Consider the following 21872-nt stretch of genomic DNA (forward strand, 5'->3'; position numbering starts at 1 on the left):
GGCACCGCACCGCGTCCCGCGTGCTGGTCGGGGCGTGGCCCCGACGTCGGTGCTGCAGTGCGTCAGTACGCCAGCGCGGTCAGCGCGACGGCGCCGTCAGTGCGTGGGGGCCGAGCGGGCGAAGAGGCCCGGCAGGAGGCCGCCGATCTTCGTGCCGACGCAGAGGCTGATGAACGTGGCGAGCGGCGTCGCGAGCGCCCCGGCGTCGAAGGTCGACAGCGCGACCAGCCCGACCGTGCCGGGCACGAGCAGCAGGAACGCCGGACGGAACGACACCGTCGCCGGGATGACGGGCACGATCCGCTCCAGCACACGCGTCGCGACGAAGAGCAGTGCGGCGGCCAGCCCGGTCGCGACGACGCTGCCGCTGAACGGGGTCAGCCACGAGACGACCGCGTAGGCGGTGACCATCACGACGACCGAGGCCGCGGTGAGCCGCCAGCCCGAGCCGAAGACCAGGCTGATGCCGGTCGCCAGGACCACGACGGCGACCCACGATGCCCAGAGTGGTGGCACGGCCTCCCACCCGGCGCGGTCGGTGCCGATGCCGGCGACCTCGCCGACGAGGGCAGCCGAGGTCGGGTCGACGTGCAGACCGGTGACCGCGCTGCCGGCCGCGATGCCCGCCGCCATGAAGCCGAGCATGATCAGGCCCTGCATCAGCCGGGCCGAGCCGGTGACGATGTCCGCCGCGGTGAGCTCGAGCAGCGCGTTGGTGATGAGCGCTCCCGGCACGAACACCGCGACCGGGGCGCAGACGGCGTACAGGGGGACGTGGTCGAACCCGGTGCTCGCGGCCACGAGCCCGACGACCGCGGTCGCACAGAACGCGGCGAGGAACGGGACGACGGCGATGGCCTCACGGAAGCGCCGGAGCAGCAGCCCGATCACACCGACGAGGGCGCCGACCGCCAGCGCGACGAGCACCGCCCACCACGGGCAGCGGAAGACGACGGCGAGGCCGGCCGACGTCAGCGCGTTGCCGAGTACCCAGGGCAGCGGTGCCGGCGGACGGGTGCCCTGCCGGATGCTGCGGACCCGGGCGGGGATCTCGGCCAGGGCGATCGCGCCCCGCTCGAGTCCGAGGACCAGACGGTTCGCCCGCGCGGACTGGCGGAACGACAGCTCGATGCCCTCGGCGTTCACGATGGTGGCGGCGCCGGTCGCCGTCTCGCTGACGATCACCAGGGCCGGCAGCACGCCGACCGCCAGGCCGTCGACCCCGGCGGCGTCGCGGGTCTTCTCGAGGGCGGACCGGACGTCGGTGACCGAGCTGCCGGCGTCCAGCAGCAGGGCGCCGAGCGTGCCGAGGAGCATGCCGATCGGGACGGTCTCGCCGTCGATGACCTCGACGTGGGCCTCGGGGCGCCGGAGCGCGTCCCGGAGGTTCGTCAGCGCACTCCCGATCCCGACCACAGGGTCAGCGTAACGAGTCCGGGGCGGTCGGTTCTCGTACCCCCGGTGGGACTCGAACCCACAACTCAGCGATTTTAAGTCGCGTGCCTCTACCGATTGGGCCACGGGGGCGCACGACCGCTGCCGGTCGGGCCCGATCAGCCTACCGACGCGGAAGAGGGCGGCCACCCACCGGGTGACCGCCCTCCTCCGGACGTGTTCGAGCTGCGTGCTCGGTCGGCTTACTCGGTCTTCGCCGACTCGCCGGCGGCGACGGGCTCGGCTTCCTTCGAGACGTCCTCGGCGGGCGTCGCGTAGGCGGGGCCTGCTGCGCCGGCGGGCTGGCCGGCGGCCGGGGACTCCGCTTCCGGAGCAGCCTCGACGGCCGGCTTCGGACGGGAGGCCCAGGCCTCGAACGCGGCGCGAGGGGTCTCGCGGTCGTCGAGGGACGCGATGTCGCGCCCCAGGAAGAAGTTGCCGACCCAGTCGCCGACGACGCGGATCTTGCGCTCCCACGACGGCATGGCCAGGCCGTGGTAGCCGCGGTGGGCGCCCCAGGCGAGGAAGCCCTTCATGGCGAACTTGCCGGACTGGAACACACCGATGCCGAGCCCCAGGCCCGCGACGGCGCCGAGGTTCTCGTGCTTGTAGTCGACCGTCGCTTCGCCGCGGATCGTGGCGACGAGGTTCTTGGCGAGCTGCTTCGCCTGACGGACCGCGTGCTGGGCGTTCGGCACGCACATGCCGCCGACGCCACCACCGGTGAGGTCGGGGACGGCTGCGACGTCACCACAGGCCCAGGCGTCGGCGATGACGGTGTCCTCGTCGACGATGCGCAGGTCGGGCTGCACGGTGATGCGGCCGCGCGGCTCGAGCGGGAAGTCGGTGCCCTTGACCATCGGGTTCGCCATGACGCCGGCGGTCCAGATGATCAGGTCGGACTCGATGACCTCGATCGACTCGTCCTTGGCCTTGAGCTGGCAGACGCCGCCCACGGCCGAGGCCAGCTGTGTCTCGAGGTGCACCGTGGCACCGCGTTCGGCGAGGTTCTTGAGCACCCAGTGCGACGTCTCGAGCGAGACCTCGGGCATGATGCGGCCCATCGCCTCGACCAGGTGGAAGTGCGTGTCCTCGAAGGCGATCTGCGGGTAGCTGCTGAGCAGGTCCGACACGAAGGAACGGAGCTCGGCGAACACCTCGATGCCGGCGAAGCCACCGCCGACGACGACGACCGTGAGCAGACGCTGCCGCTCGGGGCCGGCCGGCATGTTGGCGGCCTTGGCGAAGTTGGTGAGGATCTTGTCGCGGATCGCGGCGGCCTCTTCGATGGTCTTCAGGCCGATGGCCTCGTCCGCGACACCCGGGATCGGGAACGTGCGGGACACGGCGCCGGCCGTCATCACGATCTGGTCGTAGGACTCTTCCCACGGCTCGCCGAGCTCGGGGGTGATCGTCGCGGTGCGGTTCGCGTGGTCGACCTTGGTGACCTTCGCGGTGACGACGCGCGTCGACTTGAGGTGGCGGCGGTGCGAGACCACGGCGTGACGCGGCTCGATGGACCCGGCGGCGACCTCGGGCAGGAACGGCTGGTACGTCATGTACGGCAGCGGGTCCACCATCACGACGTCGGCTTCGCCCTTGCGAAGGTGCTTCTCGAGCTTCCAGGCGGTGTAGAAGCCGGCGTAACCGCCGCCGACGACGAGGATCTTGGGCACGGTTCGTGTTCTCCTTGGGGTGGGGTGAGCTGCTGGGAGGCTGGTCAGTTCTCGCCGCCACCCGCCCCGACTCCGGCGTCTGCACCCTCATCATATGCCCGGCATTCGCACCGGGAGGGCGACCAGTCCGCGCGCTCGAGCGCGAGGTCGCCGATGGGGTTGACGCCGGGGCCGGCGGCGAGGGCGTGACCGACGAGCGCGTGCAGGCACTTGACGCGGGTGGGCATGCCGCCCGCGCTGATGCCCACGATCTCCTCGACGTGCTCGATCGACTCGCGGTCGTCGAGGTACGCCTGGTGTGCGCGTCGGTACTGCTCAGCGGTGTCGGGGTCCTCGAGGAGTGCGGCCAGTTCGGGCATGACCTGGTTCGCCTCGAGGGTGCTCACCGCCGCGGTGGCGGCAGGGTGGCACAGGTAGTACAGCGTCGGGAACGGGGTGCCGTTGCCCAGGCGTGGCTTCGTGGACACGACCGTCGGGTTGCCGCAGACGCAGCGTGCCGCGATGCCGATGACGTCGCGAGCGGGACGTCCGAGCTGGGCGGACACCACCCGGACGTCGTGGTCGGTCGGCGGGTCGAACGGAGGGGTCGTCACGGGGACGTGAGCCTACCGGAATCCCGGCGTCGGCCCTACTTCGATGACGAGCCGCTGTCCGTGCTGCCCTTACTGTCGGTGCTGCCCTTGCTGCCCGTGCGTTCGAGCTCGCTGCGCGTCTCGTCCGACAGGCCGGCCTGCAGGACCGAGGTCAGCATCGACTGCACCCAGTCCACCTTCGGGGTCTGCACCGTCGAGCTGACCGGCGTCCCGGACTCGGTGGTCGGTGCCGGGGTCGCCGTGGCGCCCTTCTCCGCGCCCATCACGAGGTAGCTCTCCTCGCCCGGGTACACGTAGAGCAGGCGGTCGCGGGCCTGCGCCTCGATGTACGCGGGGTCGTCCCAGCGTGCAAGGTCGTGCTTCTTCTGCGCGACGTCGGCCTTCTGCGCCGCCACCTGTCGCTCCATGCTACTGATCTGCTCCTGCTGCTGCACGAGGGTCCGCAGCGAGGGCGCGAGCACGACGACGAAGAGCACGATGATCGCGAGCATCAGCAGGCTGAAGCCGGAGAAGTGCAGCGAGCGGTACCAGGGCTGCGCGGCGGCGGCTCCCTCGGGCATCGCCACGGGGACGCGGCGGACGCGGGGCTTCTGGCTGGGCACGTCTCGACGATAACCCGGCGCCGGAGGTCCGGCACTCCGGCACGCGCGTGTGCCGGACCCTCTCAGGGACCGCGGCCGGCGCGGAGGCGAACCACGGGCCTCCCGGCCGGACGGCGAGACGCCGCGTTGCCGGCGAGACGCCGCGACGTCCGTGAGACACCGCCGGGATCCGCGGCGTCGCACCCAGAGCGCGGCGCCGTCCGCAGACGGGGGCGTCTCGGCCGGGAGGCGCGCCGCACCTTCCCGGGTACGCCCCCGGCCCGTGCACACGGCCCGTGGACACGGCAGAACGCCGCCCTCCCCTGCCGGGAGGACGGCGTTCCGGTGGTGCTGACGTTCCGAGGTGCTGACTACAGCGAAGCCGAGCGCGGGAACGCCGAGCGGCCGGCGTAGACCGCGGCGTCGCCGAGCTCTTCCTCGATGCGGAGGAGCTGGTTGTACTTCGCGACACGGTCCGAACGAGCCGGCGCACCGGTCTTGATCTGGCCGCCGTCGACCGCGACCGCGATGTCGGCGATGGTGGTGTCCTCGGTCTCACCGGAGCGGTGGGACAGGATCGCTGTCATGCCGTGGCGCTGCGCGAGCGAGACCGCGTCGAGGGTCTCGGTCAGCGTGCCGATCTGGTTCACCTTGACCAGGATCGAGTTGCCGGCCTTCTCGTCGATGCCACGCTGCAGGCGCTTCGGGTTCGTGACGTACAGGTCGTCGCCGACGATCTGCAGCTTCGAACCGAGCTCGGCGGTCAGGTGGGTCCAGCCCTCCCAGTCGTCCTCGGCCAGCGGGTCCTCGATCGTGGCGAGCGGGTAGTCGCGCGCCAGGTCGACGAAGTACTGCGTGAACTCCTGGCTGGAGAGCTGCTTGCCCTCGAACGCGTACTTGCCGTCGTGGAAGAACTCGGTGCTGGCGACGTCGAGGCCCAGCGCGATGTCCTTGCCCGGGGTGAAGCCGGCCTTCTCGATGGCGGCGAGCAGGAAGTCGAGCGCCGCACGGTTCGAGGCGAGCTCCGGGGCGAAGCCGCCCTCGTCACCGAGGCCGGTCGCCAGGCCCTGCTTCTTCAGCTCACCCTTGAGGGCGTGGTAGGTCTCGACGCCCCAGCGGAGCGCTTCCGAGAAGGACTCGGCGCCGTAGGGCACCAGGAAGAACTCCTGGATGTCGACGTTGGTGTCCGCGTGGGCACCGCCGTTGACGACGTTCATGAGCGGGACCGGCAGCGTGTGCGCGTTCGGGCCACCGAGGTAGCGGAACAGCGGCAGGTCGACCGAGTCGGCCGCGGCACGGGCGACGGCGAGCGAGGCGCCGAGGATCGCGTTCGCGCCGAGGCGGGACTTGTTCTCGGTGCCGTCGAGCTCGATGAGCGCGGCGTCGACGAGGCGCTGGTCGGTGGCGTCGAAGCCCTCGAGCGCCGGGCCGATCTCGTCGAGCACGGCCTCGACGGCCTTGAGCACGCCCTTGCCGCCGTAGCGGGAGTCGTCGCCGTCACGCAGTTCGTACGCTTCGAAGGCGCCGGTGGAGGCACCGGAGGGGACGAGCGCGCGCGAGACGACGCCGTCATCCAGCAGGACCTCGACCTCGACCGTCGGGTTGCCTCGGGAATCGAGGACTTCGCGTGCGCCTACGGCATCGATCACTGCCACTGGGTACTCCCTGTCGTTGGGTTGTTGTGGTTCACGGTCGATCCTAGCGACGCCGGTTGCTGCCGACGGCGGCCTGTGGATGACCGGTGGGCGTCGATCAGGCGAGCGGCCGGAACGCGACGCCATCGAGCGTCGTCGTGTCGGCGTCCACCGTGGCGAACGACCCGAAGCCCTGCTCCACCAGGACGGCGAGCAGGTTCTTCATGTTCTTCGTGCGCTTCTCGAGGCGCACCCGGTGGTGCGATCCGAGGGCCTCGGTCTTCAGGGCTGCGAGGCGCACCGGGTCCGTGTCCTTGTCGTACACGAGGACGACGGCGTCCTGTGCGTCGGCGTCCGGCAGCGTGACCAGGTCGACGAGCCGTTCGAACCCGAGCGAGAACCCGACCGCGGGGACGTCCTGGCCGAGGAAGCGGCCGATCATGCCGTCGTAGCGTCCGCCGCCACCGAGGCTGTAGCCGAAGTCCGGGTGGGCGACCTCGAAGATCGTCCCGGTGTAGTAGCCCATGCCGCGGACGAGTGTCGGGTCGAAGCGCAGGTCGACGCCGGGCAGCGCTGCCCGCAGTCGCTCGAGCTCGGCGAAGGCCTGGGCGTCCAGCCACTCGGCACCCTGGACGCTGTCCCAGTCGGCGGACTCGAGCGCGCGGATGGTGTCGGCGAGCCCGGCGCCGTCGAGGTCCAGCGACTCGCTCAGCTCCTTCGCGACGCCGTCCGGTCCGATCTTGTCGAGCTTGTCGATCGTGATCAGGGCCCGGTCGGCGGCCGTCTGCTCGGCGATCCCCCACGAGGCGAGGAGTGCCAGCAGGATGCGGCGGTCGTTGATGCGGATCGAGGTGCCGGCGATGCCCAGGCTGTCGAGCGCCGCCGTCGTCGCGCGGATCAGTTCGATCTCGGCCAGCTGCCCGGGCTCACCGAGGATGTCGATGTCGCACTGCACGAACTGGCGGTAGCGACCCTTCTGCGGCCGCTCGGCACGCCAGACCGGCGCGATCTGCACGGCGCGGAACACGGTCGGCAGCTCGGCACGGTGCGACGCGTAGAAGCGGGCGAGGGGCACGGTCAGGTCGAACCGCAGGCCGAGGTCGGCGAGCTCCAGCGGCGCCTCGGCACGGTGCAGGTCCTCCGTGCTCAGGCCGCGCTTCATGACCGCGAACGCGAGCTTCTCGTTGTCGCCGCCGAGTCCGGAGTGCAGCCGCGCCGCGTCCTCGAGCACGGGGGTCTCGATCTCGTCGAACCCGTGGCGCGCGTACACACCCCGGATGACGCCGAGCACGTGCTCGCGCCGGGCCTTGTCCGCGGGGAGGTGGTCTCGCATGCCCCGGGGGGCCGTCACGGTCGTCGCCATGCCGTCGATTCTCGCAGAGCGCGACGCCCGGTTGCAGCGGCTCGGTGTCCGGTGATATGCTTCATCCAGAACCTCGGCCGGTGGGTGCCTGATCCACGCATCGGTCGTCAGCGGGGGCAAGTGCTGCAAACGCCCACGCGGTTCGAGCGGGATCCCCTGACGACGTTGCTCCCTGGTGGCGTCTTCTCCCGCTCGCGGGCGTCCTCCTTTTTCGGGTTAGGAGGGCGCCCGCTCTTCGTTCGGGTCCCGCTCCTGGTTCGGGTCAGGAGGACGCCCGCTCTTCGTCTCCGTACTGCGATCCCGGTGCTGGCGACGGCGACTCCGGCGCGGGGACGTCTACGACCCCGCCACCTCCTCGGCCGACACCTGCTCCGCCTGGCGAGCCGCCGCCTCCAGCAGCGCCACCGCCGCCCGCAGACTCGCCACCGGGTCGATCCCCTGCTCGTGCACCACCGCCACCTCGGCGAGCATCCCCGCTCCCCAGGCGACGTCGACCCGGCTGCCGAACGGCTGCTGCGCCGCCTCACCGACCGCAGGCACCGCAGGCGCCACGGGGTCGGCCCCACCGTCGACCGTCCCGACCTGCTCCACCACGCTGCCGTCCGCGACCGAGGCCACCGCCGCGTGCAGGTCCCCGCGCTCCTCCAGCCGTTCGAACAGCTTCACCGCACGCTCGAGCGGCGGCATCGCCCGCGGCACTCCGGCGTACACGCTGCTGCGGCCCGCCTTCTCCGCGGCCTTCGCAGCACGCCAGACGCGGACGACGTCCTCGACGGTGTGCGCCTCCTCGTCCCCGAACACGTGCGGGTGGCGGCGCTGCATCTTCTCGCGGACGCTGTCGGCGACGTCGTCCAGGTCGAACCGCCCCTGGTGTGCAGCGATCCCGGCGTGCAGCACCACCTGGTACAGCACGTCGCCGAGTTCTTCGCGCAGTTCCTCGGTGTCGTCGCCGTCGATGGCGTCGACCAGTTCGTAGGTCTCCTCGACGGCGTACCGGGCGAGGCTCGCATGGGTCTGCTCGCGGTTCCAGACGCAGCCGTGCTCGGGGTCGAGCAGGCGGTCCACGACGGCGACGAGTGCGTCAACGGAGGTCATGACGCCATGCTGCCACCGACGGCTCCGCGCCGATCGGACCCACCGCGCGCCGATCGGACAGCGGGCCGAGCCGGTAGGATGGTGGTGGCGTGTCGGGAAGTCTGGTCGACGATCCGTTCCCCGTACCCGAAACGCCCCCGGAGCCGCATGCCCTCCTTCCTCCGTTCCCCCCGCTTCAGCGCCGTCGCGCTGCTCTCCGCCGCCGTCCTCGGTCTGGTGATCGCGAACACCGCGCTCGGCCCTGGCCTCGAGCGGGGCCTCGACTGGCACACCCCCTGGGGAGCGATCGGCCTCGACCTGTCGATCGCGCACTGGGTGAGCGACGGCCTGCTGGCAGTGTTCTTCCTGCTCGTCGCCGTGGAGCTGAAGCACGAACTCGTCGCCGGGGAGCTCGCGAACCCGAAGACCGCCGTGGTCCCCGCCATCGCCGCGGTCGGCGGCGTGCTCGTCCCGGCGCTGGTCTACCTGCTCGTCACCGCCGGCACCCCGTACACCCACGGCTGGCCGATCCCGACGGCGACGGACATCGCGTTCGCCCTCGGGGTCCTGGCGATGTTCGGTCGTGGCCTGCCCAGCACGATCCGGGTGTTCCTGCTGGCCCTGGCCGTCCTCGACGACCTCATCGCCATCGTCATCATCGCGGTGGTCTTCGCACACGGCACCGACTTCCTGGCGCTCGGGGGCGCCGCGGTCCTGCTCGTGGTGTTCGCGGTCCTCGGTCGTCGGCTGCGCCCCGGCAGTCGCGCGCAGCCGTACCTGATCGTCGCGATGGTCATCGTCGGCCTGGTCACCTGGTGGCTCGTCTACCACTCGGGCGTCCACGCGACGATCGCGGGCGTGGCGCTCGGACTCGTCCTCCCCCGCCGTCCGGCAGGCACGTTCCACGAGCACGTCGAGCCCTGGTCGAACGCCGTCGTCCTGCCGGTGTTCGCGTTCGTCTCCGCCGCGGTGGTCGTCCCCGCGGTCGGCATCAGCGACCTGTCGCCGACGTTCTGGGGCGTGGCCCTGTCGCTCCCCGTCGGCAAGGTCATCGGCATCACGCTCTTCGGCACGATCGCGGGACGGCTGTTCCGCGGGCCGGGCCGGTCGACGCTGTCGTTCGGCTCGGTGATGACCGTCGGCGTGCTCGGCGGCATCGGGTTCACCGTGTCGCTCCTCATGAACGAGCTGGCGTTCGCCGCGAACGAGGAGATCGTCGACGAGGGAGTCCTCGCCGTGCTCGTCGGCTCGGGCATCGCGATGGTCGCCTCGGCGGTCGTCGTCTCGGTCCGCGCACGCCGGTACCGCGGGCGTCGCGAACTGTCCGAGGCCGAGGCGACCGAGTAGCGGCCGCGGCTGGCGGCGCACCAGGGCGACCAGCTGACGGACGGGAGGCCCGTGGCGGATCCGCCACGGGCCTCCCGTCCGTCCGGCGGTCACCGGACCGACCGCCGTCTCAGGCGGTCGACGCCTCTTCGCGCGCCGGCGCCCCGTAGACGGCGGTGAGGATGCTCTCCACCCAGCCGATCAGGGCGTCGTCCGGCAGGGTCTCGCCGTGCGGCTTCGGCACCGGGATGCTCGCCGCGTCCTGCTGCGGGAACCAGCGCGCCCCCGGGAACATCCGCTTCAACCGCACCTGCGCGGAGTCCGCCAGTTCCTTGCCGGCGACGCGCAGGTTCGAGCCCATCACGACGACGTCGGACAGGCCGACCTGCTGCGCCATCCGGCGCAGGCGGGAGACCTCGATCAGGGTGAGCACGGCCTGCGGGGGCGTGCCGTAGCGGTCGGTGAGCTCGTCGAGGACCATGTCGATCGCCTCGGCCTGCGCGGCCGGGGCCGACGCGGCGGAGAGCTTCTGGTACGCCTCGAGGCGCAGCCGCTCGGACTCGACGTAGTCGTCCGGGATGTGCGCGTCGACGGGGATCTCGAGCCGGAGCTCGGTCTGCCCCTCGGCGACGTCCCCACGGAACTGCGACACCGCCTCACCGATCATCCGGAGGTACAGGTCGAACCCGACGCCCGCGATGTGACCGGACTGCTCGCCGCCGAGCAGGTTGCCCGCACCGCGGATCTCGAGGTCCTTCATCGCGACCTGCATGCCGGCGCCGAGCTCGTTGTTCGCGGCGATCGTCTCGAGGCGGTCCTGAGCGGTCTCGGACAGCGGCTTGTCGGCGTCGTAGAGGAAGTACGCGTAGCCGCGCTCCCGGCCACGACCGACACGACCGCGGAGCTGGTGCAGCTGCGACAGCCCGTACTTGTCAGCCTTGTCGATGATCAGCGTGTTCGCGTTCGCGATGTCCAGGCCGGTCTCGATGATCGTCGTCGACACCAGGACGTCGAACCGGCGCTCCCAGAAGTCGACCATGACCTGCTCGAGCGTGCTCTCCGCCATCTGTCCGTGCGCGACACCGATGCGGGCGTCCGGCACGATCTCGGCCAGGTGCGAGGCGACCGACTGGATGTCCTTGACGCGGTTGTGCACGTAGAACACCTGGCCCTCGCGGAGCATCTCGCGCTTGATCGCCGCGGCCACCTGCAGGTCGGACTGCGGGCCGACGAACGTCAGGATCGGGTGCCGGTCCTCCGGCGGGGTCGCGAGCGTCGACATCTCGCGGATGCCGGTGACCGCCATCTCGAGCGAGCGCGGGATCGGCGTCGCGGACATCGCCAGGACGTCGACGTTGGTCTTGAGCTTCTTCAGCTGGTCCTTGTGCTCGACACCGAACCGCTGCTCCTCGTCGATGATGACGAGCCCGACGTCCTTGAACTGCACGTTCTGCGACAGGATCCGGTGCGTGCCGATGACGATGTCGACGGTGCCGTCGGCCAGGCCGGCGAGCGTCTCCTTCGACTCCTTCTCGGTCTGGAACCGGCTGAGGGCGCGCAGGTTGACCGGGAAGCCGGCGAAGCGCTCCTGGAACGTCTCCATGTGCTGGCGGACGAGCAGCGTCGTCGGCACCAGGACCGCGACCTGCTTGCCGTCCTGCACGGCCTTGAACGCCGCCCGGATCGCGACCTCGGTCTTGCCGTAGCCGACGTCGCCGGACAGCAGCCGGTCCATCGGGATCGGGCTCTCCATGTCGCGCTTGATCTCGTCGATGGTGGTCAGCTGGTCGGCGGTCTCCGCGAACGGGAACGCCTCTTCCAGCTCGCGCTGCCACGGGGTGTCCGGGCCGAACGCGTGCCCCTTCGACGCCATCCGCGCCGAGTACAGCTTCACCAGGTCGACGGCGATGTCGCGGACGGCCTTGCGCGCCTTCGACTTCGCCGCGGACCAGTCCGAGCCACCCATCTTCGACAGGGTCGGGTTCTCGCCACCGACGTACCGGGACAGCTGGTCGAGCTGGTCGGTCGGCACGAAGAGCTTGTCGCCCGGGTAGTTCCGCTTCGACGGCGCGTACTCGAGCACCAGGTACTCGCGCTGCTGCTTCACGGCGTTCCGGCCGCCGCTCGAGACCTCTCGGCTGACGAGCTCGACGAACTTGCCGATGCCGTGGGTCGCGTGCACGACGACGTCGCCCGGCTTCAGCTGCAGCGGGTCGACGACGTTCTTCCGGCGGCTCGCGAGCTTCTTGACGGTCCGGGCGCCCTGCTGGACGCTCCGGCCGTAGAACTCGGCTTCGCTGAGCAGCGCGATGCGCGGGTCGGCAACGGCGAACCCGTGCTCGACGCTGGCGGTCGTGACGATGGCGACACCCGGTTCGGGAGGCCCGTCCAACGCCCCGGCGCGCGCGGCCACCCCGGCGTCGGCCAGCACCTGCACCGCACGCTCGACGAGCCCCTGGCCCTGCGCTGTCACCACGACGGCCCACTGGTCGGCGGTGAGCTCCCTGACGTGGGCGACCGCACCGTCGGCGCTGCCGGCGAAGCTCGGGATCGACTCACCCGGGACGCGGATGTACTCCCCCGCCTCGGCGACGGCGTCGGAGTCGGAGACCGGCTCGTCGGCACCGGAGTCGAACGGCGACACCGTCCACCAGGTGCGCTGCCCACGCGTGTTGCGGAGCTGCTGCACGGTCATGAAGTTGCCGGCGTCCAGGTCGATCGGCGCCTGCGCACCGGCGACCGCGGCGCTCCAGGCGGCCTGCAGGAACTCCTGGTTGGTCTCGGCCAGGCTGTGCGCACGGCCGCTCACCCGCTCGGGCGAGAACACCGCGATCGTCGCCGCCTCGGGCAGGTAGTCGGTGACCGGCACGAGCTTGCGGACCAGTGCGGGCGCGAGGGACTCCATGCCCTCGACCGGGATCCCCTCGGCCACCTTCGCCAGCATCTGGGACAGGTTCGGGAACTCGTGCAGCATCTCGCGCGCCCGCTGCCGGACGTCGTCGCTGAGGAGCAGTTCGCGGGACGCCGTCAGCTCGACCGAGCCGAGGTCGTCCTCCGTCGAACGCTGGTCGGCGACCGAGAAGGCCTTGACGCCGTCGATCTCGTCGCCGAAGAAGTCGACGCGGACCGGGTGGTCGGCGGTCGGCGGGAAGACGTCGAGGATGCCACCGCGGACGGCGAACTCCCCACGGCGGGTGACCAGGTCGACACGGGCGTACGCCAGGTCGACGAGCTGGGACGCCAGACGGCTGAGGTCGTTGCCGCGCGACCCGGTGTGCAGCACGACCGGCGCGAGTTCGGTCAGGTTGTCGGCGATCGGCTGCAGCGCCGCACGGACGCTGGCGACGACGACGGTCGTGCGGCGCTCGTCGACCGGGGTGTCCTGCCACCGCTGCAGCGCGCGGAGCGTGGCGATCCGGGTGCCGACCGTCTGCGGGCTCGGGCTGAGGCGCTCGTGCGGCAGGGTCTCCCACGCCGGGAACTCGAGCACGTCGGCGTCCGGGATCGTGCAGCTCAGGGCGTCGCGGACCGCCTCGGCCTCACGCCCGGTGGCGGTGATGACGAAGGCGCACTGCGGGCCGGTCCGGGCGGCCAGGAGTGCGGCGAACAGCGGCACGCGGAGCCCGTCGACGACCGAGAAGTCGGCGTCACGAGGAGCGGCACGGAGCGCACGATCGAAGGAGGAGGCGCGCGAGAGCGCAGGGATGAGGCCCGAGATCGTCACTCACACGATGGTACCGGCGGCCCCCGACAGCGGTTGCCCCGTGCGCGACCGGCGAACAGGAGGGGCGTGGCGGAGGCGGGACGGGCCTCCTGGCCGGGCCGGTGTCAGGACCGACCGGGCTCCAGGTCGTCCGGCGGGGGCGTCGGTTCGTCCGCGCGCGCCTGCGCGGCCGAGCGGCGGACGAGGAAGCGCGCTGTCCCGGCGAACGTGATCCCCACGACGGCGACGACGATGATCGCGCCCATCGCGAGCGGGTTCGTCGCGAGCACGACGGCGGTGGTCATGCCGGTGCGTGGAAGCGCTGCTGCGCGGCGAGCAGGCCGTCGGTCACGATCGCCTCGACCGCGTCGGCGGCGTCGGCCAGCAGGTTCGGCAGCAGCTTCTTCTCGGCGGCGGCGAAGTCACGCAGGACGTAGTCGGCCGGGTCCTGGCGACCGGGCGGACGGCCGATGCCGACCCGCACCCGCGCGAACTCGTTCGTGTTCGTCGCCTTGATGACGTCACGGATGCCGTTGTGCCCGCCGTGTCCGCCGTTGCCCTTGAGACGCACGGTGTCGAACGGCAGGTCGAGCTCGTCGTGGACCAGGATCAGGTCCTCCGGCGAGGCGGAGTAGAACCCGAGGACAGCCGACACCGGCCCCCCGGAGGTGTTCATGAACGACCCGGGCTTCGCGAGGACGAGCTTCGGGCCGCCCGGCACCAGGCGCCCCTCGGCGACCTGGTTCGGGGTCTTGTGCTTCTTGAACGTGGCACCCATGCGGGCGGCCAGTTCGTCGAGGACCATCTGGCCGACGTTGTGGCGGTTGCCCGAGTAGTCGGGCCCGGGGTTCCCGAGCCCGACCACGACGAACGAACGATCTGCCATCAGCGTCGACCAGATGCCTCTTCGGAGTGCTGCTTACTCGGAGTCGACCGGAGCGGAGCCGCCCTCGGCACCGGCTTCGGCGCCGGCCTCGGCGGAGGCCTCGTCCGCGGCCTCGTCGTCAGCGGTGCCACGCGGGGTGACGATCTGCACGACGAGTGCCTCGGGGTCGGTCTCGAGCTCGGCGCCCTCGGGGAGGGTCAGCTCGGAGGCGACGATCTGCTTGCCGTCCTCGAGGCCCTCGACGTCGACGACGACGTGCTCGGGGATGTCCGTCGCGAGGACGAGCAGCGAGACGGTGTTGAGGTCCTGCACGTGGATGGTGCCGGAGAAGGACTCGCCCTCGACGACCACGGGGACGTCGACGGTGACCTTCTCGCCACGGCGGAGGACGACGAGGTCGATGTGCTCGATGATCTGACGCACCGGGTCACGCTGGACGTCCTTGACGAGGGCGAGCTGCGCCGCACCCTCGATGTCGAGGTCGACGACCGCGTTGGCGGTACGGACGAGCAGCATGGTCTCGTGGCCCGGCAGGCTGATGTGCTTCGGCTCGGTGCCGTGGCCGTAGACGACGGCGGGGATCTTGTCGGCAGCGCGGAGCTTGCGCGCCGCACCCTTGCCGAACTTGGTGCGGACTTCCGCCGCGAGCTTGGTGTAGTCAGCCATGATGCCTCCTGGTGTCGGGACGACGCCGGAGTGCCGGCATCGGGGGTCTGTGGTGTTGCAACTCGAACGCGTGCACGCGTGAGGAACGGTCCCAGAGTCTGGCCGGGTCTCCCACTGCGTCGATCACGGCCGCGCGTACGCGGCCCTCGCCGAAGTCGTGGGCAAGCCTACCAGTACCAGCCCGGGCGTGTCGCACCTCCGGTCGAGGCGGTCAGTCCAGGTCGTGGCGCCGACGGCGGGCTGCCACGAGGTCCGCACGCGCCCGGTCGCTCGCCTGCTCCGCGTCGTCGCGCTCGTGGCCGAGGCGCTCGGCCTCGGCGTCGAGGTCCGCCCGGTCTCCCCCGAGCTCACGGAGCTGTCGTTCGAGGTCCTGCCTGCGGCGCTCGAGGTCGGTGCGTCGTGCCGCGACGTCCTCGAGGGCGGACTCGGCGCCGTCGAGCGCGGCATCGGCGTCACGGGACGCCTGGCGGGCCTGCCGTTCGGCGTCCCGGGCAGCCCGACGCTCCGCTGCCGGGTCGCGTTGCGCGGGAGCCGCCGGGTCGCGTTCCGCGGGAGCCGCCGGACGGGAGGCACGCCCCGGCCCCGCCGCGTCCGTCCTCGTGTCCGCAGGGTCGGCAGGGTCGCGGTCGCGGGTGCCCACGGGACCGGAGGAGCGGGATCGACGTGCGCCGCGCCTCCCGGCCGTGATCGGGATGGGCGGGGCGTCGCTGCCGGACCACGCGTCGGGGACCGCGTCCGGCACGGCGAGGGCGCCGTCGAGGTCGACGTCCTCGAAGCCGACGCTCTCGAGCGGTTGCACGAGGAGCCCGGAGCGGACGGCGGCTCCGGCGTGCGGGTCGGCCATCGCGGCTTCGATCGTGGCGCGGACCTGCTGCAGGACCGCCGGCGTCACGGGGTGGCCGGCGTCGTCGGCCAGGTCCGCCCCGGCCTGCACCAGGGCCCGCACCACGCTCGTGCGCTGGCGACGGAGCACGCTGATCTCCTGCGGGTCCGCGTTCGCCTGGGCCGCGCGGAGGGACGGGCCGAGGTCGACCGCCTCGTCGAGGGCCTGCTCGTTCGCCAGCAGGTCGACCACCCAGGCGGCCGGAGCCGGCTTCCGGAGCTTCCCGATCGCCGCGGCGGTCTCGCGGTCGTCCGTGCGCACTGCCCGCTGCCTGACGGTCCGCTCGGCGACGAAGTCCGTGGGAACGACGAGCAGGAGCTCGCGGGCGGCCGCGGCGAGCGTGTCGATGTCCACGCTCGCCGAGGCTACCCGCGGTGTCTCACCAGTCGTGGACGGTGCCGTCGGCCAGGCGGTTGAACGGCAGGTAGGCCTGCTCGTACGGGTACTTGCCCGCCTCGTCGACGTCGAGCGACACCCCGAGGCCGGGTTCGTCGCCCGGGTGCAGGTAGCCGTCGGTGAACGTGAACGACTGCCGGAACACCTGGTTCGTGCGGGGACCGTGCTGCATGTACTCCTGGATGCCGAAGTTGTGGATCGCGAGTCCGACGTGCATCTGGGCGGCGAGCCCCACCGGCGAGATGTCGGTCGGCCCGTGGAACCCGGACTTGACCTGGTACAGCGCGGCGTACTCCATCGTCTTCTTCAACGGGGTGACCCCGCCCATGTGCGTCACAGCGCCACGGACGTAGTCGATCAGCTGGTCGCGGATGATGTCCTTGAAGTCCCAGATGGTGTTGAAGACCTCGCCGATCGCGAGCGGCGTCGTGGTGTGCTGCCGGACGAGCTTCAGGGCCTCCTGGTTCTCGGCGGGGGTGCAGTCCTCGAGCCAGAAGAGGTCGTACGGCTCGAGGGACTTGCCGAGCTTGGCGGCCTGCAGCGGGGTCATCCGGTGGTGGCCGTCGTGCAGGAGCGGCAGCTCGGGGCCGAACTCGTTGCGGACCGCCTCGAACACGGCGGGCACGTGCCGCATGTAGGCGCGGGTGTCCCAGTCCTCCATGGCCGGGAAGGCTCCGCGTTGTGCCGGCTCGAAGTCGTACCGCACCCCCTCGTTGCCCGACGTGGTGGTGTTGGACGCGATGCCGTAGATGGACTCCAGGCCCGGCACACCGGTCTGGACGCGGATCGAACGGTAGCCCTCGGCCTGGTGCGCGCGGATCGAGTCGAACAGCTCGGGTAGTTCCTTGCCCGAGGCGTGGCCGTACGCCATCAGTCCGGTGCGGGAGGCGCCGCCGAGCAGCTGGTAGAGCGGCATGCCGGCGACCTTGGCCTTGATGTCCCAGAGCGCCATGTCGACGGCGGCGATCGCGGCCATGGTCACGGGGCCGCGCCGCCAGTACGACGACCGGTACAGGAACTGCCAGGTGTCCTCGATGCGGCTGGCATCGCGACCGATCAGCAGCGGCACGACGTGTTCGGACAGGTACGCAGCCGAGGCGAGCTCCCGCCCGTTGAGCGTCGCGTCGCCGAGCCCGACCACGCCGTCCGCGGTCGTGATGCGCAGGGTGACGAAGTTCCGGTCCGGGCTGGTCACGATGACCTCGGCCGTGTCGATCAGCTGTCCGCGGTCGGCGCTGGCCCAGGTGTCGGGGCGCCCCGCGGTGGCGTCGCCGCTGCGGTCGTCCGTCGCGCCCGGCACGGGTGTTGCCGGGTCGGTCGTGTTCGTCGTCCCGGTCGGGACGGGGGTGGCGTCGGTCATGCGGTGACTCCTTCGTCGGCGAGCTGGCGGGCCGCTGCCGCGGCGGTGCGGATGCGGTCGGCCGCGGCGGTGACGGCCGCGACCACGGGTGTGGTGTCGAGGTCGGGCGCGACGACGGCCAGGACGTCGTGCACGTCCGAGCCTGCTCCCGGTGCACCCGGATCGTTCACGAGGTCCGGCTGCGTGGTCACGTGGAGCCACCACGCCGCGAGGAGCGTCGCCGCCCCGGGACCGATGCCGGCCGCCGGGTCACGGTCGAGGCGGTGCTGGACGACGTCGACCACGCGCACGGGCAGCTTCTGCGAGCCGCCGGACGCGATCTGCACCAGGGTGTGCCGGATGCGCGGGTTCGCGAAGCGCTCCACCAGGGCAGCTCGTGCTCCCGCGATCTCGTCCGCGGGCAGCGGGAGCTCCTGGGCGGCCTCGTCCCAGAGGGCCTCGACCGCGGAGCGGCACACGGGGTCGGCCATCGCCCGCTCGACGGTCTCGTGGCCGAGCAGCAGTCCGAGGTAGGCGAGCAGGGAGTGCGACCCGTTGAGGAGCCACAGCTTCCGCTGCTCGTACGGGGTGACGTCGTCCACGACACGGACGCCCGCGGTCTCCCACGCGGGGCGCTCCCCCGCGAAGGCGTCCTCCACCACCCACTCGGTGAAGGGCTCCGTGACGACGGGCACCCGGTCGCCGTCAAGGGCTCCGGGCAGCGCGGCGAGCGCCGCGACGTCGTCCTCGGTCGTCGCCGGGGTGATCCGGTCGACCATCGAGCTCGGGAACGTCACGGAGGCGTCGATCCAGACCTGGAGGCCCGGGTCGGTCACGGCGTCGCGCACGGCCTGGCGCAGGACCTCGCCGTTGTGGGTGAGGTTGTCGAGGCTCATGAGCGTCAGCGGCCCGGCGTCCGCACGCCGGCGGGCGTCGAGGCCACTGACGAGGCGTGCCGGGACGTCGGAGCCCTTGCGGTACCCCTGCTCGGTGACGGTCAGGGTGACGACGGTCGTGTCCGGTGACGCGAGCGCCGTCGTCCACGCGGCGTCGTCGCTGCCCGGGTGCGCCGCGACGACGACGTCGACCACCTCGGCCGTGTCGCCGTCCGCCGCGCGGGTGACGAGCGTGTAGCGACCGTCCTGCGCGGCGAGTGCCTCGGCCATGTCCGGGGAACGCCCGGTGAACGCGGTGATGCCCCAGGGCTGCCCCGTCGCGTGCTGTGTGTACCAGGCGAGGTGGGCGCGAGCGAAGGCACCGACCCCGAGGTGGACGATGCCGGGTCGACGGCTCACGCGGTCACCGGCACCAGGGAGCGCAGGTAGGCCAGGTTGTCGGCCGTGCGCTCTGCCAGGGGTAGGTCGGTGGAGAAGTCCTCGATCGTCACCCAGCCGTCGTACCCGAACGTGCGCAGGTCGTCGAGGTACGCCGACACCGAGGCCTGACCGGACCGCAGCGGCGCCCACTCGTGCTGCCAGGTGCTGCTGCCGTCGGCCCGGGTGTCGCCGGTGTCGACCCAGCGGGCGTTCTTCACGTGCACGTGCGCCAGGTACGGGCCGAGGAGCTCGAACGCGGCGAGGTGGTCCTCGTGGCCCTCGATCACGAGGTTGCCGAGGTCGTGGATGACCCCGACGTGCTCCGGGTCGAGGCCGTCGACGAGCCGCAGGGCCGCCGAGGCCGAGGGCGTGATGGTCATGTGGTGCAGCTCGACCAGGGCCTTGACTCCGAGGTCCGCCGCACGGGACACCGCCCACTCGAGGTCGGCGCGGGTGCGGTCGAACAGCTGCGGGTAGGTCTCACCGGTGCGGGTCTTCTCCTGCCGGTAGACGGGCATGCTGACCCGCACCTGCCGGGCACCGAGCTCGCTCGTCACGCGGAGCATCGTCTCGACGCCCTCGTGGTCCGACGCCTGCTGGTAGCCGCCGATGCCCGAGTACGCGAGCCCGGCGCCGTCGGTGATCCGGGCGATCTCCCCGACCTGGTCGGTGATGCCCGTGTACTGCCAGGTCGATTCGTTGCCGGCCCAGAAGGCGCGCTCGGCTGGCACCGTGGTGCCGTCGGCGGGACGGTCGTCGACGATCCGCCACTCGATGCCGTCCCAGCCCTGCGCGGCGAGGGTCTCCGCCGCCTGCGACGGGGTCCAGTCGGGGGTGGACGCGGTGAACACGGAGAACTTCATCGGGTGGCTCCTTCTGCTGCGGCGACGGGCGAGGCGTGCACGACGGGGACGACGTCGTCGTACCGTCCGTCGATGACGTCGTCGATGCGCACGGGCTGTCCCAGCGTGGCGCTCACGTAGAGACCGCGGACCGTGGCGAGGGACACGAGGGCGTCGTCGACGGTGACGCCCGGGTCGCGACCGGTGCGGATCGCGTCGACGATGTCGTCGTACTGCCGGCCGTGCCCGGCGAGGAAGTGCTCGGCCTCCGGCGGCCCACCGACGACGTGCTCGGTGGGGACGACGTCGGACTTCTGGTCGACGGCGTCGGCGACCGCGGTGGCGTTCGCCGTGGTGGCGGCCGACTCGAGCGTGTCGGCGTCCGGCGCGACGTGGAAGTAGGCGAGTCGGTCGTCGTCGACGACGGCCGACCCCTGCGTGCCGTACACGGCGTAGCGGGCGGACAGGCCCGGGTACGCGGCCGTGGTGCAGTGGATGACCCCGAGCGCGCCCGTGTCGAAGCGGACGGTGGCGACGGCGGTGTCCTCGACCTCGATCCGGTCGTGGGCGAGCAGCCCGATCTGCGCGGAGATCTCCACCGGACGTCCGAGGCTCCAGACGAGCAGGTCGACGGTGTGCACCCCCTGGTTCATCACCGCGCCGCCGCCGTCGAGCTCCCAGGTGCCGCGCCAGTCGCCGGAGTCGTAGTAGCCCTGCGAGCGGTACCACGCCACGCTCGCGACACCCGAGGTCACCCGGCCGAAGCCGCCTCCGTGTGCGGCTCGCGCTACCGCGACGGACGCCGGGTCGAAGCGGTGCTGGCTGATGACGCTGACGACCAGCCCGCGTTCACGGGCGGACGCGGCGAGCGCGGCGATCTGCCGGGCGCGGGGCATGGTGGTGTCGAGGGGCTTCTCGATCACGACGTGCTTGCCCGCGTCGAGCGCCGCCTCGGCCAGCTGGACGTGCATGCCCGACGGCGAGCAGATGGCGACGACGTCGATGTCGGTCTGGGCGATGGCGTCCTCGATGGTGGCGGTCGTGAGCGGGCGGGGTGCCCCGGTGGCCTCGATCTCGTCGGCGGCGCCGGTGGCCGCGGCCGGGACCGCGTCGACGAGGGCGACGACGACGAGACCGTCGTTCGCGAGGGCGACGCGGGCGTGGTGGCGCCCGATGACGCCCGCGCCGACGACGGCCAGGCGGAGCGGTGCGGTGGGGCTGGTGGTGTCTGCGGTCATCGCAGGGTCACTCCGATCTGGTCGGTGAGGGTGCGGAAGGCCCGGCCGGCGCGGCCGAACGCCGCGGGGCCGGAGAACCCGCCGAGGGCTGTGACGTCGGTCAGGTGCGGTTCGAGCGAGGCGTACCCGGAGTAGCCGGCGTCCAGCAGTGCCGTGAGCGTGCGCAGGAGCTCGCCGTCGCCCTGGCCCGCGGGGACCACGGACGAGTCGGCGGCGAGGGCGTCCTTCACCTGCAGGTAGTCGACGTAGGGGGCGAGCTGCGCCCAGCCGTCGGTGAAGGGCCGCACGCCGCACTGGACGTAGTTGGCGTTGTCCCACGCGAGCCGGAGCGACGAGGACCCGACGCTCTCGACGAGGTCGAGCACCCGGGAGGGCACGTCGCCGTAGATGTCCTTCTCGTTCTCGTGCAGCAGGGTGATGCCCTCGCGCTCCGCCAGGTCGGCGAGCGCCCGCATCCGGACGAGCACGTCGTCGCGGACGGACTCGGCGGCGCGGCCCGCGAAGTAGAACGAGAAGATCCGGATGTTCGTCGTGCCGAGGGCGTGCGCGGCGGCGATCGCGCGCCGGAGCCGGACGAGCTCGTGTTCGACGGGTTCGTCGACCGGGACCTTGCCGATCGGCGACGCGATCGCGGACACGGTCTGGCCACGCTCGTCGAACAGGCGGTGCAGCCCGGCGAGCTGCTCGTCGTCGAGGTCGACGACGTTGACGCCCCAGGCACTGCGGACCTCGATCGCGTGCGCGCCGAGGGCCTGCAGGACCGCGACCTGGACGACGGGGTCGGCGTCGATCTCGTCGCCGAAGCCGGACAGTTCCCAAGTGGGTCGATCGCTGGTGGGCTGGGTCATTGCGTTCCCTTCATGAGGACCAGGGTGACCGGCGGGGCGGACGCGCGCCGGGCCTCCAGTCCGATCTGTGGACG

The 21872-nt window shown here is 71.7% G+C and carries 18 protein-coding genes and 1 tRNA gene; 1 reads left to right on the forward strand and 18 read right to left on the reverse strand.

The window, feature by feature from the left end; genetic code table 11:
• Positions 1 to 96: 96 nt before the first annotated feature.
• The 8 genes from JOD51_RS12875 to JOD51_RS12910 all read right to left on the reverse strand — a co-directional run bounded on the left by JOD51_RS12875 (position 97) and on the right by JOD51_RS12910 (position 8376).
• Positions 97 to 1416, reverse strand: a complete 1320-nt coding sequence (locus JOD51_RS12875) for a threonine/serine exporter family protein (RefSeq protein ID WP_204609111.1) — start codon at positions 1414 to 1416, stop codon at positions 97 to 99.
• Between the two features lie 37 nt (positions 1417 to 1453).
• Positions 1454 to 1527 (reverse strand) — tRNA-Leu (locus tag JOD51_RS12880).
• A 110-nt stretch (positions 1528 to 1637) separates the two neighbouring features.
• Positions 1638 to 3110 carry an NAD(P)/FAD-dependent oxidoreductase gene (locus JOD51_RS12885; RefSeq protein ID WP_204609114.1) on the reverse strand — a complete coding sequence of 491 codons (1473 nt, stop codon included), beginning with the start codon at positions 3108 to 3110 and terminating at the stop codon, positions 1638 to 1640.
• A gap of 44 nt (positions 3111 to 3154) precedes the next feature.
• Positions 3155 to 3703, reverse strand: a complete 549-nt coding sequence (locus JOD51_RS12890; RefSeq protein ID WP_204609117.1) for a DUF501 domain-containing protein — start codon at positions 3701 to 3703, stop codon at positions 3155 to 3157.
• A 35-nt stretch (positions 3704 to 3738) separates the two neighbouring features.
• On the reverse strand, positions 3739 to 4305 hold the full coding sequence (locus tag JOD51_RS12895) for an FtsB family cell division protein (RefSeq protein WP_204609119.1): 567 nt from the start codon (positions 4303 to 4305) through the stop codon (positions 3739 to 3741).
• A gap of 350 nt (positions 4306 to 4655) precedes the next feature.
• The gene (gene eno, locus JOD51_RS12900; RefSeq protein WP_111076424.1) at positions 4656 to 5939 is read right to left on the reverse strand and encodes a phosphopyruvate hydratase; all 1284 of its coding nucleotides are present in this window, start codon (positions 5937 to 5939) and stop codon (positions 4656 to 4658) included.
• 97 nt (positions 5940 to 6036) lie between these two features.
• A complete protein-coding gene (hisS, locus tag JOD51_RS12905) occupies positions 6037 to 7281 on the reverse strand; it encodes a histidine--tRNA ligase (protein WP_204609121.1) in 1245 nt (414 codons plus the stop codon).
• Between the two features lie 336 nt (positions 7282 to 7617).
• Positions 7618 to 8376, reverse strand: coding sequence for a MazG family protein (locus tag JOD51_RS12910; RefSeq protein WP_204609123.1), 759 nt, complete (start codon positions 8374 to 8376; stop codon positions 7618 to 7620).
• Between the two features lie 147 nt (positions 8377 to 8523).
• Between JOD51_RS12910 and nhaA the strand changes: the two genes are divergently transcribed.
• Complete coding sequence (gene nhaA, locus JOD51_RS12915) at positions 8524 to 9702, forward strand: Na+/H+ antiporter NhaA (protein WP_204609125.1); 1179 nt, start codon at positions 8524 to 8526, stop codon at positions 9700 to 9702.
• 109 nt (positions 9703 to 9811) lie between these two features.
• Here nhaA and mfd read toward each other — a convergent pair whose 3' ends face one another.
• From mfd to JOD51_RS12965, 10 genes are all read right to left on the reverse strand, one after another.
• Positions 9812 to 13405, reverse strand: a complete 3594-nt coding sequence (mfd, locus tag JOD51_RS12920; RefSeq protein WP_204609127.1) for a transcription-repair coupling factor — start codon at positions 13403 to 13405, stop codon at positions 9812 to 9814.
• 104 nt (positions 13406 to 13509) lie between these two features.
• The gene (locus JOD51_RS12925; RefSeq protein WP_204609129.1) at positions 13510 to 13689 is read right to left on the reverse strand and encodes a hypothetical protein; all 180 of its coding nucleotides are present in this window, start codon (positions 13687 to 13689) and stop codon (positions 13510 to 13512) included.
• Positions 13686 to 14270 (reverse strand): aminoacyl-tRNA hydrolase, encoded by a 585-nt coding sequence (gene pth, locus JOD51_RS12930; protein ID WP_111076429.1) that lies wholly within the window; start codon positions 14268 to 14270, stop codon positions 13686 to 13688. The genes JOD51_RS12925 and pth overlap by 4 nt, the downstream gene beginning before the upstream one ends.
• 33 nt (positions 14271 to 14303) lie before the next feature.
• Positions 14304 to 14936, reverse strand: a complete 633-nt coding sequence (locus tag JOD51_RS12935; protein WP_111076430.1) for a 50S ribosomal protein L25/general stress protein Ctc — start codon at positions 14934 to 14936, stop codon at positions 14304 to 14306.
• A gap of 211 nt (positions 14937 to 15147) precedes the next feature.
• Entirely contained in the window at positions 15148 to 16173 is a 1026-nt protein-coding gene (locus JOD51_RS12940) for a hypothetical protein (protein ID WP_204609131.1), read from the reverse strand.
• A 25-nt stretch (positions 16174 to 16198) separates the two neighbouring features.
• Positions 16199 to 17575 (reverse strand): D-mannonate dehydratase ManD, encoded by a 1377-nt coding sequence (gene manD, locus JOD51_RS12945; RefSeq protein WP_239539875.1) that lies wholly within the window; start codon positions 17573 to 17575, stop codon positions 16199 to 16201.
• On the reverse strand, positions 17572 to 18849 hold the full coding sequence (locus JOD51_RS12950; RefSeq protein ID WP_259557611.1) for a mannitol dehydrogenase family protein: 1278 nt from the start codon (positions 18847 to 18849) through the stop codon (positions 17572 to 17574). The genes manD and JOD51_RS12950 overlap by 4 nt, the downstream gene beginning before the upstream one ends.
• Entirely contained in the window at positions 18846 to 19733 is an 888-nt protein-coding gene (locus tag JOD51_RS12955; RefSeq protein ID WP_204609134.1) for a sugar phosphate isomerase/epimerase family protein, read from the reverse strand. Before JOD51_RS12955 ends, JOD51_RS12950 begins: the two co-directional genes overlap by 4 nt.
• Entirely contained in the window at positions 19730 to 20950 is a 1221-nt protein-coding gene (locus tag JOD51_RS12960; RefSeq protein ID WP_204609136.1) for a Gfo/Idh/MocA family protein, read from the reverse strand. Before JOD51_RS12960 ends, JOD51_RS12955 begins: the two co-directional genes overlap by 4 nt.
• Positions 20947 to 21798: a sugar phosphate isomerase/epimerase family protein gene (locus JOD51_RS12965; RefSeq protein WP_204609139.1), complete on the reverse strand. Its 852-nt coding sequence runs from the start codon at positions 21796 to 21798 to the stop codon at positions 20947 to 20949. The genes JOD51_RS12960 and JOD51_RS12965 overlap by 4 nt, the downstream gene beginning before the upstream one ends.
• Positions 21799 to 21872 lie beyond the last annotated feature (74 nt).

It is taken from the genome of Curtobacterium herbarum (assembly GCF_016907335.1).
Lineage (GTDB): Bacteria > Actinomycetota > Actinomycetes > Actinomycetales > Microbacteriaceae > Curtobacterium > Curtobacterium herbarum.

Excerpts from the sequence above, each read along its gene's own strand:
- hisS (WP_204609121.1), bottom strand. The coding sequence starts at position 7,281 with ATGGCGACGACCGTGACGGCCCCCCGGGGCATGCGAGACCACCTCCCC.
- pth (WP_111076429.1), bottom strand. The coding sequence starts at position 14,270 with ATGGCAGATCGTTCGTTCGTCGTGGTCGGGCTCGGGAACCCCGGGCCC.
- JOD51_RS12910 (WP_204609123.1), bottom strand. The coding sequence starts at position 8,376 with ATGACCTCCGTTGACGCACTCGTCGCCGTCGTGGACCGCCTGCTCGAC.
- JOD51_RS12955 (WP_204609134.1), bottom strand. The coding sequence starts at position 19,733 with ATGAAGTTCTCCGTGTTCACCGCGTCCACCCCCGACTGGACCCCGTCG.
- nhaA (WP_204609125.1), top strand. The coding sequence starts at position 8,524 with ATGCCCTCCTTCCTCCGTTCCCCCCGCTTCAGCGCCGTCGCGCTGCTC.
- manD (WP_239539875.1), bottom strand. The coding sequence starts at position 17,575 with ATGACCGACGCCACCCCCGTCCCGACCGGGACGACGAACACGACCGAC.
- JOD51_RS12935 (WP_111076430.1), bottom strand. The coding sequence starts at position 14,936 with ATGGCTGACTACACCAAGCTCGCGGCGGAAGTCCGCACCAAGTTCGGC.
- JOD51_RS12960 (WP_204609136.1), bottom strand. The coding sequence starts at position 20,950 with ATGACCGCAGACACCACCAGCCCCACCGCACCGCTCCGCCTGGCCGTC.
- JOD51_RS12965 (WP_204609139.1), bottom strand. The coding sequence starts at position 21,798 with ATGACCCAGCCCACCAGCGATCGACCCACTTGGGAACTGTCCGGCTTC.
- JOD51_RS12925 (WP_204609129.1), bottom strand. The coding sequence starts at position 13,689 with ATGACCACCGCCGTCGTGCTCGCGACGAACCCGCTCGCGATGGGCGCG.